General features: G+C 38.0%; 13 protein-coding genes. 11 read left to right on the top strand and 2 right to left on the bottom strand.

All coding sequences use genetic code 11. The features are described from left to right. Positions 1-14 precede the first annotated feature (14 nt). The 4 genes from AC3WOM_RS14260 to AC3WOM_RS14275 all read left to right on the top strand — a co-directional run bounded on the left by AC3WOM_RS14260 (position 15) and on the right by AC3WOM_RS14275 (position 6079). Positions 15-1568 carry a Ppx/GppA phosphatase family protein gene (locus tag AC3WOM_RS14260; protein ID WP_492447324.1) on the top strand — a complete coding sequence of 518 codons (1554 nt, stop codon included), beginning with the start codon at positions 15-17 and terminating at the stop codon, positions 1566-1568. Next, positions 1558-3711: an RNA degradosome polyphosphate kinase gene (locus AC3WOM_RS14265; protein ID WP_427545007.1), complete on the top strand. Its 2154-nt coding sequence runs from the start codon at positions 1558-1560 to the stop codon at positions 3709-3711. Before AC3WOM_RS14260 ends, AC3WOM_RS14265 begins: the two co-directional genes overlap by 11 nt. Positions 3712-3740: 29 nt before the next feature. After that, entirely contained in the window at positions 3741-5747 is a 2007-nt protein-coding gene (locus tag AC3WOM_RS14270) for a putative bifunctional diguanylate cyclase/phosphodiesterase (protein ID WP_492447325.1), read from the top strand. 161 nt (positions 5748-5908) lie between these two features. Continuing rightward, the gene (locus AC3WOM_RS14275) at positions 5909-6079 is read left to right on the top strand and encodes a hypothetical protein (protein ID WP_492447326.1); all 171 of its coding nucleotides are present in this window, start codon (positions 5909-5911) and stop codon (positions 6077-6079) included. Positions 6080-6123: 44 nt separating this feature from the next. Here AC3WOM_RS14275 and AC3WOM_RS14280 read toward each other — a convergent pair whose 3' ends face one another. After that, positions 6124-6738, bottom strand: a complete 615-nt coding sequence (locus AC3WOM_RS14280) for a TetR/AcrR family transcriptional regulator (protein ID WP_427544969.1) — start codon at positions 6736-6738, stop codon at positions 6124-6126. A gap of 428 nt (positions 6739-7166) precedes the next feature. Between AC3WOM_RS14280 and AC3WOM_RS14285 the strand changes: the two genes are divergently transcribed. The 6 genes from AC3WOM_RS14285 to cbpB all read left to right on the top strand — a co-directional run bounded on the left by AC3WOM_RS14285 (position 7167) and on the right by cbpB (position 12663). Further along, the gene (locus AC3WOM_RS14285) at positions 7167-8687 is read left to right on the top strand and encodes a CoA-acylating methylmalonate-semialdehyde dehydrogenase (RefSeq protein WP_492447327.1); all 1521 of its coding nucleotides are present in this window, start codon (positions 7167-7169) and stop codon (positions 8685-8687) included. A 23-nt stretch (positions 8688-8710) separates the two neighbouring features. Next, a complete protein-coding gene (locus AC3WOM_RS14290; RefSeq protein ID WP_492447328.1) occupies positions 8711-9472 on the top strand; it encodes a 3-hydroxybutyrate dehydrogenase in 762 nt (253 codons plus the stop codon). 17 nt (positions 9473-9489) lie between these two features. Next, positions 9490-10674 (top strand): iron-containing alcohol dehydrogenase, encoded by a 1185-nt coding sequence (locus tag AC3WOM_RS14295; RefSeq protein WP_492447329.1) that lies wholly within the window; start codon positions 9490-9492, stop codon positions 10672-10674. Between the two features lie 253 nt (positions 10675-10927). Beyond that, on the top strand, positions 10928-11695 hold the full coding sequence (gene fadH, locus AC3WOM_RS14300) for a 2,4-dienoyl-CoA reductase (RefSeq protein WP_427544961.1): 768 nt from the start codon (positions 10928-10930) through the stop codon (positions 11693-11695). Between the two features lie 67 nt (positions 11696-11762). Then, positions 11763-12002 (top strand): short-chain dehydrogenase, encoded by a 240-nt coding sequence (locus tag AC3WOM_RS14305; protein ID WP_492447330.1) that lies wholly within the window; start codon positions 11763-11765, stop codon positions 12000-12002. A gap of 220 nt (positions 12003-12222) precedes the next feature. Continuing rightward, entirely contained in the window at positions 12223-12663 is a 441-nt protein-coding gene (gene cbpB / locus AC3WOM_RS14310) for a cyclic-di-AMP-binding protein CbpB (protein ID WP_427544957.1), read from the top strand. 183 nt (positions 12664-12846) lie between these two features. Here cbpB and AC3WOM_RS14315 read toward each other — a convergent pair whose 3' ends face one another. After that, positions 12847-14082 (bottom strand): IS110 family RNA-guided transposase, encoded by a 1236-nt coding sequence (locus tag AC3WOM_RS14315; RefSeq protein ID WP_492447331.1) that lies wholly within the window; start codon positions 14080-14082, stop codon positions 12847-12849. Positions 14083-14728: 646 nt separating this feature from the next. On the opposite strand from AC3WOM_RS14315, the gene ccpC reads away from it, so the two are divergent. Further along, complete coding sequence (ccpC, locus tag AC3WOM_RS14320; RefSeq protein ID WP_427545005.1) at positions 14729-15616, top strand: transcriptional regulator CcpC; 888 nt, start codon at positions 14729-14731, stop codon at positions 15614-15616. The last annotated feature ends 48 nt before the right edge of the window (positions 15617-15664 follow it).

Below are 15664 nucleotides of genomic sequence, written 5' to 3' on the forward strand. Positions count from 1 at the left end.
AAGGAAGTGATTATTTGAATGAATTAAAAACGGCGATTATCGATATTGGTTCTAACACCATTCGATTAGTATTGTATCTATACGATAAAGAAGAGGGGCTTCGTGAACTTGGAAATATTAAAACAGTTGCACGTTTACGTACATTTTTACAACCCTCTGGAGAAATGTCTGAGGAAGGCATACAAGTATTGACTGAAACATTATTAACGTTTAAAGCAATGCTTGATGATTTTGAAGTAATTGATGTTAAAGCTGCTGCAACAGCTGCTATACGTCAAGCTACTAACAGAGCTGAAATTATTGAACGAATGAAGGCAATAACAGGCATACAAATAGACCTTTTATCTGAGGAAGAAGAGGCTTACTTTGGCTTTGTTGCAGTAGCTCATTCAATGGGTACTAAATCTGCTGTAACCATTGACATTGGCGGTGGGAGTACTGAAATTACACTATTTGAAAACAAAGAACTTCAGAAATCTTACAGTTTTCCATTCGGTACAGTGTCTTTAAAGCAGCGCTTTGTTAAGGGTGACATTATTAATAGCAGTGAAAAAAAAGAGCTCATTGAATTTATCAGAGGTCAATTTAAAACACTTCCCTGGCTTCAAAACGTTGGATTACCGATTATCGCTATTGGAGGAAGTGCACGAAATATTGCTCAAATTCATCAACAAAAATGCGACTATCCGATTGCAAGTGTCCATGGCTATGAAATGTCGAAGGGAAATTTAGATGACCTTAGTGTATTTTTAGGAGATTTGAGCTTTAATGATCTGAAGCAATTGGATGGACTTTCTGCGGATCGAGCCGATATTATTGTCCCTGCTTTAGAAGTTTTTCGCGTTCTAATGGAGGTTGTGGGAAGTGAAGTGTTCCAACTAACGAAAAAAGGCTTACGTGAGGGGCTTATTATTCAACGTATATTACAGACGGATCCTAGTGCCTATGATAAATACAATGTATTTGAGGGAAACGCTAGAAGATTAGCCCGTCAGTATGGTCGAACTGAAGACGAGGTCGACTATTTAATGCATTTAGCTGACCAATTATATCGTGAGTGCTGTCATTCGAATTATTTACAATATAATCCAAAAGATTTGCAATTATTAACGAAAGCGGCGAAAGTATTTAATATTGGAGAATATATTGAGTTAAGCTCTGCAAGTCAGCATACTTTCTATTTACTAGCAAATCAATCAATAGACGGATTAAATCACAAGGAGCGAGTGAAATTAGCACTGCTAGCTTCTTATAAAAATCGAGATTATTACCAACGATTTGCAGCTCCATTTGAAGACTGGCTAGGGCGTGAAGAATACCGAAAAATACGAGACTTTGGAGCACTTTTAAAATTTATTTATGCTTTAAATGTCTCTAAAAGAAGAATTGTACATGCTATTGAAATGCACAATGAAGAGGATTATGTACAGCTTGGTATATACGTAAAAAATCATGCTGCTGCTGAAAAATATCAAGCAAATCGGCAAAAAAAGCATCTTGAACGCGCATTAAAGATACCGATAAAAATAAACTTTATTGAAGAAGGGTTGATTAATGATGACAACTGAATTGACGAATAATCAGCTAGAAGAGGAAGTTTCAGAAACACAAAGTCGATTATTAGAGGAAATTGCCAAACCTCAATATTATAATAATCGTGAGTTAAGCTGGCTTGCCTTCAATGAACGGGTTTTAGAGGAAGCAGAGGATGTTAATAATCCTCTGCTAGAACGTCTAAAGTTTTTAGCAATTTTTAGCTCGAATTTAGATGAGTTTTTCATGGTTCGTGTAGCAGGTTTACAGGATCAGGTACGTGCAGGATTTCATAAGGCGGAAAATAAGTCTGGTTTAACACCGAAAGAGCAGCTTGCCAAAATTGCAGAGCGTACCCAGGCATTAGTGCGTCGCCAAACGGAGGTATACAGACATTTAATCTATGATTTATTACCCCAACATAATGTACATATAGCAGACATCAAAGATTTAAATAGTACACAAAAAGCATTTATCAATGAAATGTTTACAGAAACAATCTTCCCTGTGCTGACACCTGTTGCAGTAGATGCCTATCGTCCTTTCCCGACATTGCTCGGTAAAACATTAAATTTACTCGTATTATTAGAGCAAGACGAGACAGACTTAGAAAGTCGTGAAAGAGTAGCGATTGTACAGGTACCATCTGTATTAGATCGTTATATTAAAGTCCCTTCGGCAGAAGGAGAAACAGTAGTTGCTCTTCTAGAAGATGTGATCGTAGCCCATATAGATAAGCTCTTTTACGGCTATAGTGTTAAATCAGCACAGGCTTTCCGTTTAACACGTAATGCCGATTTAACCATCCATGAAGAAGGGGCAAGGGATTTACTGGTTGAAATTGAGAAAGAGTTGAAAAAACGTAAATGGGGCGTTGGAAGTCGTCTTGAAGTACGTGAGGGTGAAATGAATGAGGAAGTTCTCAATTATCTACTAGATGAATTTGAAATCGAGGAATCGGATGTCTTTCATATTGACGGACCATTAGATTTAACATTTATGTTCTCCTTTGTAAAGGGCATATCAGTTGGCAGAGAGCATTTAGAATATGAAAGCTTTATCCCGCAGCCGCCTTTAGATATACAATCTGATGAAAATATTTTTGAAAAGGCTTTACAGCAGGATATCTTTTTCCACCATCCGTATGAGTCCTTTGCTCCTATCGTCGATTTTATCTCAGAAGCGGCACTAAATCCGAATGTATTGGCTATTAAACAAACATTGTATCGAGTAAGTGGGAATTCCCCGATTATACAGGCATTAAAGCTGGCAGCTGAAAATGGCAAGCAGGTAACGGTTTTAGTTGAATTAAAGGCTCGCTTTGATGAGGAAAATAATGTGCATTGGGCAAAGCAACTTGAACAGGCTGGTTGTCTTGTTATATATGGTATGAACAACTTAAAAACACACTCTAAAATAACGCTTGTTGTAAGTCGCAGTAACGGAAAAATTGAACGTTTCGTACATCTAGGTACAGGGAATTATAATGATGCCACTGCAAAAATCTACACAGATATGGGCATAATAACGTCAGATAAGGAATTTGGTATTGACGCCACTAACTTCTTTAATTATTTAAGCGGTTATACAGAGAAACCTACATTTAATCATTTAGTTGTAGCACCGTTCGATATTCGAGATGAATTTATTCGTTTAATGGATGAGGAAATAGCGTGTCATAAGAAGTATGGGAATGGTTTTATTCGTGCAAAAATGAATTCACTAACAGATAAAGATTTAATGATGAAGCTATATGAGGCATCCATTGCAGGTGTTAAAGTGGAGCTGATTATTCGTGGCATTTGTTGTATTAGACCAGGTATTCCTGGCATTAGTGACAATATCACTGTAACTAGTATTGTTGGCCGTTTCCTTGAACATTCTCGTATTTATTGGTTCCATCATAATGGGGAAAACAAAGTCTATTTATCTTCAGCAGACATGATGACACGCAATATGATTAAACGTGTAGAAATTTTATTCCCTGTATATGCAAGTGAAGCAAAAGCTCGTATTATAAACATCATGAATGCACAACTTGAGGATACAGCCAAAGCTCGTATTCAAGATTCTAATGGCAAATATCACTACAAAGAGTTTGATCGAAGCGAAGATCCTATTAATAGTCAAGAAATGTTCTTAAAGGATGCACTAAAGCCTACGCTAGACGAAGAATAAAGCAAACACGCTACTTAGTGAGGGATATAATGGAAAAATATAAAGAGAGTGTAGCGCCATTTGCAGACTATCACCAAGTCATACAGCTTAACCCATTTGATGCAGTTGTATGTTTGAGAAAAGTTGATACAAAAGCGTTTGAAGTCGTTAATTTTAACGATAAACTACCGTCATTTATTGAGCTACAGGATGTGGATGCCACCAATGCCGAGCAATTTTTTCCAGAGCAATGCTGGCTGCAGATATTGAAAATATTACAGCAAGAACTAAATATGGATCGAAAACTAGAGATTTGTACAGGGAACAAAGTAAAAAAAATTATTGTCAATGTACAGCATCTAGAAAAATCAGTTGTTGCAGTTATTTTACGTGAGACACATAATGATGTGGCGCCTTATTTGCAATTTGTGGAACAATATGTAAGCCCTGTGTTAACAACTGATATTCAAGGTCGTATTATACACCAAAACTTTGCTGCCACTACTCTATTATCAAGTGAACATCACAACCTGGTAGGACGAAATATTTTTTCATTATTAGAAAGTAAGTATATCGATGAATTCAAATTATTATTTGCAAAAACTGTTGAGGGTTCTGCTTTTGGTATGCCTAAATGTTTGCTTAAAGACCAATTGCTAAGTAATGAACCTTTCTACTTAACGACTCATCCAACCTACTTTAATGGAGAAATTATTGGTGTACATTTATTTGTAAAAGATGCCAATAGCTTTATGAATGATCAAGAATCTTTTTATTACCTAGCATTAATGGATGAATTGACGGGTATTTGGAACCGTAAAGCATTTAAAGAGCACTGGTTGCATCATTTAAATGATAAAAAGCATGAAAATAAACAAGCTGCACTTATTTTAGTTGATATTGACCGCTTTAAAAAATTTAATGAATCTCTTGGTGAGAGTAAGGGAGATGAGCTAATGCGCATGTTTAGTCATAGACTTCGTGAACTGTGCTACTCAAAATGCTCCCTCTATCGCTATAATAGTGATGAGTTTATTTTTGTCCTAAAAGATGCAACCATCAATAAAATAGAAAAAAAAGCAAACGCTATATTAGATGCTCTCAAACAGCCGTTTATGATCGATGGGCAAGAATATTTTATTAGTGTATCGATTGGGATTTCTCTTAGCCCAGCGGATGGCAAGGACTTGGAGACTCTAGTGCGTAAAGCGGATAAAGCCTTATTTTCTGTTAAGGAACATGGACGTTCACATTATCGCTACTACCGAGAAGATATGATAACTGTTTTTCCTAACGAGGCATTAATGGAGGCACATTTAAGACGTGCTATCGAATTTAATGAGCTAAGTATTCATTTACAGCCACAAATGGATTTAACGAATAATAGTATCAATAGTTTTGAGGCATTGTTACGGTGGAATAATCGTAAATTTGGCTTTGTATCACCTGCACAATTTATACCCATTGCAGAGGCATCAGGCTTAATCATTGAGATTGGCGATTGGATAATTGATGAGGTATGCCGCTATCAAAAGGAGTGGCAAATGAAAGGCTATCGTCCTGTACGAATTGCTGTGAATATCTCACCAAAGCAATTTAGAAAAGAAAATTTTGCTCGAAAGATTGAGGAAGCCTTAAAAAAATATAATGTCCCGCCTAAATTACTCGAAGTAGAAATTACCGAAAGCTCCATGACCAATGTTCATGAAACATTTTCCATTTTAACGGAATTGAAGCAATTAGGTGTCTATGTATCAGTTGATGATTTTGGTACTGGCTATTCCTCTTTAAGTTATTTAAAGCGCTATCCGATTGATATTATAAAGATTGACCAATCATTTATTGCAGACATTGCTAAGGATGATAAAAACGAGGCCATTATCAAGGCCATTATTTCAATGTCTCATAATTTAGGCTTAGAGGTCGTTGCAGAAGGAATCGAGGAAGCGTCACAAGTCGATTTTCTCAAGCGCCATCGATGCCAAAAAGGTCAAGGCTATTTATATAACAAGCCCTTACCTGTAGAAACCATAGTTGAACAATATTTTGTAAGTTAATAATTAAGTAGCACTTCATGAATTGTGAAGTGCTACTATTTTTTTGGGAAGAGGAAAATTTGGCGAACTGAATAAAAAGGGATGAGGCTGAGCAAAAAAGATGTGTGGCTGAGCGGAAAAAGAGTGTGGCCGAGCGGAAATGAATGGAAGCCGAGCGGAAAATGAATGAAGTTGAGCGAAAAAGATGTGTGGCCGAGCGGAAAATGAATGAAGCCGAGCGAAAAAGATATGTAGCCGAGCGGAAAAAGGATGAAGCCGAGCAGAAAAGCGGGCAAGCCGAGCGAAAATGCATTGAAACTGAGCGAAAAGGTGGGAAGCCCGAGCGAAACTGATGTCCAGAGAAGCTCGAGCATTAACTAAGTAAGCTATGTAATGACTAGTTATTTTTTAATTTCATTCCATCCAATACGATAGCTGTGAATTGTGCCATTTGGGTAGCTAAATCAAAATCTTCATTATGAATTAACCAATCGTAGACATTTGCTCGCATACAGCGCTGAATAATAGTTTGCATTTGTGTTACTTGTAAATCTTGTCGGAATTCCCCTTGTTGAATTCCTTCCACAATATATGAATTGATAATTTGGAAAATTTTCCGCTGTGGACTGATTAAATAATGATCTTGTTCCACTTGATTTGTCATCGCAGCAGTATATACCGTCCGTAGTAAATCTTTTCCTACCACATTTGTTAAATAGTTCATTTGTTCTTGGTACAGTATCAATATTTTTTCACTTGCTGGTAAGGAGTGGTTAATGGTCTTCTCTACAGTACTATAAAAACTATCGAGTTCTTTAAATTTTTCTAAAATCACATCATATTTAGATGGGAAGTGTGTGTAAAATGTCCCTTTTGATACATGGCATGCCTTTGTTATTTGATCAATGGAGACATGCTCAAATCCATGTCTATTAAAGAGCTCTAAAGAAGTTTTTAATAATTTCTCTCTTGTTTCCAATGCCTTTTTTTGTCTATTAGTTAGTGTTTCCATAGCTTCTTGCACATCCTCCGAAAAAAAAATTCGTTCTAAAAAGTCAGAAATATTAAAATTATAATTGACGAAATGGGATTTATTTGATTATGATTTAATTGACTGCGGTCAATGACTTCGGTCATTCAATATATCTAATTATTCATGTTACGATAAATCTCTGGAATTGACTAGTGCTCAATATATGAACAATAAAATATATTGTAGAAAGAGTAGAGTTTCCGATTGTGTAGATAGTCTATCAATCTGCGAATTGATATAGGAGGCGAGATTATTAGCGGTAGTTATTCAAAAATACTCACGGCTATTTAATTTTCGAAATAATTGGAAAGCATCCGCAGTAGGGACGGCTACAAAATAATTGGAAAAAGGAAAAAAGCCTGCTATTGAAGCATGTGAAATTAAACAAATTAAAGGAGGACAACAATATGACAACAGTACAAGAGGTTAAAACATTAACGCATTTTATTGGTGGGGAGCTAGTTGAAGGGAAAAGTGGTCGTTTTGGTTCAGTATTCAATCCAACTACTGGTGATGTAATCGCTAAGGTACCACTAGCGACAGCTGAGGAAACGCGAGAGGCTATTGAAAAGGCACAGATAGCATTTCCACATTGGCGAGATACGTCAGTGTCTAAACGTGCTGAAATTGTGCTAAAGTTCCGCAACCTTATTACAGAAAATATCGAGGAACTGTTGCAAATTATTTGTACAGAGAGTGGTAAAACCTTAGAGGATGCCAAGGGGGAAATCACACGTGGTTTAGAGTCCGTTGATTTAGCAATTGGTGCACCACACCTAATGAAGGGGGAGTATTCCGTAAATGTTGGTGGTCAAATAAATGCTTATTCAGCTAAGTTCCCTTTAGGTGTAGTGGCGGCTATTTCACCTTTTAACTTTCCAATTATGGTGCCTTTAGCACAAACAAGTATGGCGGTTGCTGTTGGGAATGCTGTTGTATTAAAAGCATCCGAACGTGTTCCGATGACGGCCTTATATGTTAGTGAGCTATGGAAAAAAGCTGGATTACCTGATGGGATATGGACTGTGATAAATGGCGATAAAGATGCAGTTAATGAACTATTAGAAAATCCAGCTGTACAGGCAATCTCTTTTGTTGGATCAACACCAGTTGCTAAGTACATCTATGAAACGGGTGCCAAATATGGAAAAAGAGTGACAGCACTAGGTGGTGGTAAAAATAATATGGTTGTAATGCCAGATGCTGATCTTGAGCAGGTTGCCAACGCCTTTATCGGCGCAGCATATGGAGCAGCTTCTCAACGCTGTATGGCTATCTCAACGATTATGCCTGTTGGAAAGGATACAGCAGATAAACTTGTCGAAATTCTAAAGAAGAAAATTGCTAACTTAAAAGTTGGATCTTATACAAACCCAGAGACAGATTTCGGTCCAGTTATTTCACAGCAATCAAAAGAAGCAATAATTGCTGCCATTAATCGGGGAGAAGCTGAGGGGGCAACAGTTGTTTGTGATGGTCGAGATCTTGATATTGTAAAAGAATCAAAAGGGTTTTTCATTGGACCAACATTGTTCGATAATGTAAAACCAGGGATGGAAATTTATGAACAAGAAATATTCGGCCCAGCTCGTAATGTTGTACGTGTTGATTCTTTAGAGGAAGCTATTCAACTTATTAATCGACATGAGCTTGGCAACGGTGTAACGATTTTTACGAATGATGGACTTGCAGCACGTAAGTTTACAACAGAAATAGATGTTGGAATGGTTGGTGTGAATGTACCTATTCCAATCCCGGTTGGCTATCATAATTTTGCTGGATTTAAAGGTTCTCGTTTTGGCGAAGGACATATGTTTGGACCAGATCAAGCACGTTTCTTTACAAAAACAAAAACAATTTCAGAGCGTTGGATGACTGTTCATACAACATCAGCTTCTACATTTGCGTTTCCAAGCAATAATGATTAGGACAAGAATGGGAGGGGCTATATTTGAAAGAAAAAACTGTCTTTATTACAGGTGCAGCTCGTGGCATTGGTCTTGCCATTGCTCAAGCATTTGCTGAACAAGGTGCGCATGTGGTCATTACTGATAAGAATGAAGAACTTTTACAAGAGGCAATCCAACAAAATCCTCAATTAACAGCCTACACTTGTGATGTAATAGATGAACAGTCAATTTGCGATGCGATTGCTTTTACTGTTAAAAAATTTGAGACTATAGATATTTTAGTGAATAATGCTGGGTTTCAACATGTTTCTCTAATAGAGGATTTCTCAACAGAAATTTTCGAATCCATGCAGAAAGTAATGCTAGTCGCACCTTTTGTAGCCATGAAGTACGCATTACCACATATGAAGAAAAATAATTATGGACGTATTATTAATATGGCCTCTATTAATGGTGTTATTGGTTTTGCAGGTAAGGCTGGATATAATGCAGCAAAACATGGTGTTATTGGTCTAACAAAAGTGGCAGCGCTAGAAGTGGCCACTAACGGAATAACAGTGAATGCGATTTGTCCAGGATATGTGGATACAGATTTAGTACGACATCAATTTTCAGATTTAGCCAAAATAAGAGGAATGGCAGTAGGAGAGGTATTGGAGCAAGTGCTTTATCCCCTAGTCCCTCAAAAACGTCTGCTTGATGTAACTGAAATTACGGGTCTTGCCCTTTATTTAGCGAGTGATATGGCAAAGGGTATCACTGGGCAAGCACTAATCTTAGATGGTGGATATACAGCACAATAGCTTAGGAGGGAGAAATAATGATTCAAACAAAAACAATCTTTACCGTTCATTCACCAGCAACTATTGTCTATGGCCGAGATGCATTTGAGGAGGTTGGGGTGTATGCAAAAAAGTTGGGGAACAAGGTACTTATTATAAGTGATCCTATTATGGACAGTTTAGGCTTTGTCAACCAATGCTGCAGTTATTTAAAGACACAAGGATTAGAAGCGGTATCATACTTGGGTGTAGCAACAGAGCCGGTGGATACGTATGTCGCTGAAGGATTGGATGTTTTACAGGCTGAAGGCTGTGATGTCATTATTTCGGTTGGTGGTGGAAGCTGTATCGACACAGGGAAAGCAATTGCTGTGGTGTCAACAAATGGTGGCTATATAGGAGATTATATGAAAATGCTAAAAATCGCAGAGCAGGCACCTATTCCTCATATTGCAATCCCGACGACAGCAGGCACTGGCTCTGAGGCGACAGATGCAACAGTTATAACTAACACACAGAATGATGTGAAAATGATGATTAAGCAACCTGCTTTTATGCCAACCATTGCTATTGTTGATCCCTTATTAACGGTTACCTCTCCTCCTGCTATTACAGCAGCGACAGGTATTGATGCATTGAGCCATGCGATTGAGAGCTATTTATCTCGCTTAGCTCATCCCTATTCGAATGTCCTGGCATTATCAGCTATGGAATTAATCGTCAATAATATAGTAAAGGTTTATGAACATGGTGATGATCTTGATGCACGAGAAGCCATGTCTCTCGGTTCCATGCAGGCGGGCCTATCATTCTCTAATGCGTCTGTTGCTTTAGTGCATGGTATGTCTCGGCCAATTGGAGCTTTATTCCATGTACCGCATGGCATATCAAATGCTATGCTTTTACCAGTAGTTTTGGAGTTTTCTAAGGATGCCTGTATTAATCTGCTCGCAGATCTCGGTGAATTTTTTAATAAAGATGGGAAATTATTAACGAAGGAAGAGCTTGCTGATTTAGCGATTATTTCTATTAAAGAGATGTGTAAAAAAATGAATATCGGTAATTTAAAACAATGGGGAATTGAGGAAGAAGCCTTTTATGCCGCTATCCCAAAAATGACCATTGATGCAATTGCTAGCGGAAGTCCAAGAAATAATCCTAAAATACCTACAGAAGAAGAGCTAAGAGAGCTTTATAAAAAGGCCTATCATTATGAGTTTTAAGTAATCAAGTAACCAAGTAACCAAGTAACCAAGGAAATTTCAAATAGATAAATGGTAAATATTGAACTGCCCACTAAATTAGAAAGAACTATTCAAAAGTCTTGAATGGTTCTTTTTTATGTAGGAATAAGTAGAGCTATGGTAAATAGTGTATCGATTTTTTTGACTCTTTACAGAATTAATATGACATATACGAGAAAATATAGTAATATTTATATGAATCATCATTCATTTTTGTGAAGGGGGAAATGGTATGTTGCAGGGGAAAACAATTATTATTACGGGTGGATCAAGTGGAATGGGACTTTATATGGCTAAGACCTTTGTTGCTGAAGGAGCGAATGTTGTTATTACAGGTCGTAATGAAGAACGCTTAGCTGAGGCAAAGGATTTTATTTTAGGGGCTGGAACTTCAATTGAGACCTTCCAAATGGATGTACGAGTGCCAGAGCATGCAGAGGCGATGCTAGCATTTGCTGTTGAAAAATTTGGACAGGTTGATGGACTTGTGAATAATGCTGCTGGCAATTTTATCGTACGTGCGGAAGACTTATCACCGAATGGCTGGAGGGCTGTTGTTGATATTGTGTTAAATGGTACATTCTTCTGTTCTTCTGTTGTTGGTAAGTATTGGATTCAACATAATATTAAAGGAGCCATTTTGAATATGGTTGCAACTTATGCGTGGAATGCTGGTGCTGGCGTTATTCATTCAGCAGCAGCTAAAGCGGGTGTATTATCATTAACGAGAACACTAGCTGTTGAATGGGGGAAACAGTACGGGATTCGGGTGAATGCAATTGCACCAGGTCCAATTGAGCGAACAGGGGGTGCAGAAAGGCTTTGGGAATCAGAGGCTGCGGCTGCTCGTACATTAGATTCTGTACCATTAGGGCGTACGGGAACTCCTGAGGAAATTGCTGACTTAGCAACATTCATGCTGTCTGATAAGGCTAGCTATATGAATGGTGAATGTGTGACACTTGACGGTGGACAATGGCTTAATCAGTATCCATTCTAAATAAAATAAATTGCATAATGAAGAGTCGGATTGACGCATACTAGGGGTAAAGAAAGGAGTTTTGCCAATGGGTATGTGGTTAATACCGGCTCTTATTGCCATTACAATCATTTCCGTTATTTCTTTTGTGTCAACACTAAAGATTGCGAAAATGACCTCTGAACGAAAGTCTGAAAACGATACACCGATTTCAGAAACGGTTGAAGAGTATGCAACAATGCTAAACCCCATAGTATGGGTCTATATCATTTTTTTACTTTTCTTAGGGATCATGATTTTTTATTACTGGAGTCAGGCAGGCTATTAAAACTGTTATCTTCATTCAGATGTATGTCTGAATGAAGGTCCTTTTTATGATTTTTTCTTTCCAACTTACGTCTTAGTTTAGTTCAAAGCAATTAAATCATTCGTGGTTCTTTAAAAAAACTCTTCTCTACCTTGTCGTGGTCATAAAAGGAATAGTTATGATATGATAAAAAGGAAGCACCCTGTTCTGTATAGTAAGGACAGTAAAGGAGAAGAAGTTCATGATTTCAACTAACAGCAAAGACTTATTAGCAATGCCAATTAGTGATTTTATTATTTCATCTGAAAAGGTAGCACATGTACAAAGTGGGAATAGTGCGGAGCATGCACTCCTTGTACTTACACGTACAGGGTATTCGTCGATACCTGTTTTAGATTTGAAATACCGACTTCAAGGGTTACTAAGCATGAAGATGATTACAGAATCCATTCTTGGACTCGAACATATTGAATATGAAAAGCTGCCTGATATTAAAGTGGATACAATTATGGACAAAAATATTGCTGTATTAAAGTTAACAGATACTTTTCAGCGAGCTCTCGATTTAGTGATTAATCATGCCTTTTTATGTGTTGTGGATGAAGAAGGTACATTTGCAGGGATTTTAACAAGACGTGTGATTTTAAAGCAATTGAAAAAATATATTTATCTAAAAGAGTAGTAGGTTAAGAGCCCAGTGGTAATATGTCAACCATAAAAAACATCGAAATTGGAAACTCTTAAGCTACTGAACATTAAAAAGGCTGTTTTTAAGCGTACTCAAATAAACCTCACATTTTTCGTACAAAAAAATGGACGTAAATGGAAGCGAATCAAAGGTTTGAAAGAAAGAGAATGGGTAAATTTACTCTCTCCTTTCGGTTGGTATGTACAGCTGATTCGTGCGTAGTAGCGAATGCACGAGGCGTACAAGTTTTCTAGCGGTTAAGACGAGAGCGCGTTTGTGTTGATTCTTCGTCACTTCATTGAATTTCTTTTGATAAAAGGCTTTATATTCGGTGTCATGTTTTCGTATGGCATCGGCGGCTTGAACGAGATAGTAGCGTAAGTACTTATTTCCGGTTCGCACACGATGAGTGTTTTCTGATTCATACTCACCTGATTGATATTGTGACCATACAAGTCCTGCGTATTTCGCTAAAGCGTGATGATCAACAAAACGCTTAATGTCACCAATTTCAGAGAGTAATCCCGCTGCGTATACGGGTCCGATGCCTTTTACCGATGTTAATGTTTGGGTGAACCCCTTCATCATAAGCTCAATTTCTTTATCTAAGCGCTTGACCTGGGCTTCCATATGGCGAATCGTACTTAAAATCACAGATAGAGATAAATTAACGGGATCTGCCATCATTTTGTCTAGACGATAGGAGTTGCGTGCCAGCTTTTGAAGATATTTTGCGATTTCTTCTGGTTCCGCAAAACGATTCTTGCCCTTTTCTTGTAAGAACTCTACTAGCTCTTCTAATGGCATTTCTGCAATCATTTCAGGGTCGAGCTCTTCGATGACTGCTAAACTCGTTGTACCAAATGTGTTAGAGAAGGGGTTATCTTGGCGTAAGCCACTAAATTTTAAAAACAATTGATTCATCATGTACGTTTTATTACGTGCAATTTCATGCATCATGTGAAATCGTGTACGTGTTAAACGACGAAGCGCCTCGTGTTGAAGGGTTTCTTGCATTTCATATGGCAAGCGTCCAAAGCGTAAATGATCCGCAATAACCCAGGCATCTATTCGGTCGTTTTTCGGTAACGTATCGTAGCCTTTTTTAAAGCGTGCTACTTTTCGAGCATTGAGCATAAACACCGCTGTTTGAAACAAGGGTGCATAGCCCTGTAATTGATTTTTCAAATAATGGGCTAGGTGCCAACTATATTGGTCCGTTGACTCCATCCCAATTTTTAATTGTGTAAGCTGATTCTTTTCCGCTGTTTTCAAAAGCTTTTGAATCAAGGTGTTCGCACCTTCTACATCATTAGAAACAGAAAAATCAGCAAGCGAATGACCCTCGCCATGCATGAATTGGACATGATGGGAGCGCATACTCACGTCGATACCGACTAGCATTTGTGACATGCCAATCACCTCCTATGGGGAAATAATCAAGATTGTCTCAGACCTGGGTGCCCAGTCGAATCATCGATGTCTGCCTCGTGATGAGCAATCAAAGTAAAGAAGACCATAATGAGCGCTACACTCTCTTCTCCAACAACGTCGCAGCCAGTGGTAAGACCTTCCATAATGAACGATGGGTAGCAGGCTATTTAAGCAGTGCACAAAAAGTGCCCGCAAGGGGGAATAGCTATTTCCTGCGTCAACCTTGTCCGTTCCATTGTCTCATGGGCACAGTCTGAGTGAAATAAAAGGTGAAACAAAAAAGGACGAAGTACAAAAATGGAGCCTCCTCCATCCTTCGCCCAAACGATATAAAATTGGCTAACACAAATAAGCAGGTAAGCACCTGTTATCTATACTATTTTGAATAGTTAAAATGGAAGTTTCCTTTTGGTCCCTCGTGTAAACCAGGGTCAAACAGGTAAAACAATAAAAAAGAGTGAGGGAGCCAAAAGGCGACTATCTCCTATAGGAAATCCAACAGCTCTCCCAGCTGTCCGGATCAACTGGAAATTCTATCGGAAAGAGCTCTTACTACTAATATACGAGGGGGACTCAGATGAAAATCATGAGACCCTCTTTGCTTGTATTGGAGGTTTACTGATTGATGGCGACAGAAGCTGAAATCTTAAAAGTATTAGCTGAGGAACGCAATATGCGAAAGGCAGCAGAACGTCTATTTTTATCCCAACCGGCTCTTTCTCAACGTTTGCAAACGATTGAAAAGGAATGGGGAGCCCAGCTATTTATCCGTTCGCAAAAGGGACTGACAGCAACACCTGCTGGAGAAATGGTGATTGGCTATGCCACAGAAATGCTAAGCAAAAAAGAGGAGATTTTTGAAACAATCCAATCATTGACAACAAAAGTGAATGGGACATTGAAAATAGCATGTGCTTCGATTGTTGGTCAAAACTGGCTCCCTAAAATATTGAAAGATTTTGTAACGAAATATCCTGAGGCGAAAATCTCACTTATGACTGGTTGGAGCTCTGAAATTGTGAAAGCATTGTATGAAGGAGAGGCTCATGTGGGAATTGTTCGTGGACAGGTTGATTGGAGGGGAGAAAAAATTCATCTTTTTCGGGACACCCTTTATTTAGTTGATAAGGAATTAAAAACAATTGAAGATGTACTGTCAACAGAGCGACCTTTTATTCAATTTAAAAGTGATTCCAATTATTATCAGGAAATTCAACAATGGTGGCAGCAACATTTTGCTTCAAATCCAAGACGACAGATTTTGGTTGATCAAATTGAAATCTGTAAACAAATGGCATTAGACGGAATTGGTTATGCTATCTTACCTTCCATTACTTTAAATGATCATGATGGTATTAATAAAATAGCCCTTACAAATAATGAAAAAGAGTTCGGTTTAACGAGGGATACATGGTTAATAGGGTATGAATCTTCATTTGAATTACGGCAAGTAGAGGCTTTCGTCGAAGTGATACAAGATCATGCACGGTGCTTGTTTGATTACTTGAAATAGAAAATCTGAAGGCAGTCCAGAGTAAAAAAAATTACTTTCTGGACTGCT

The organism is Lysinibacillus sp. FW301-JW8, from assembly GCF_058788755.1.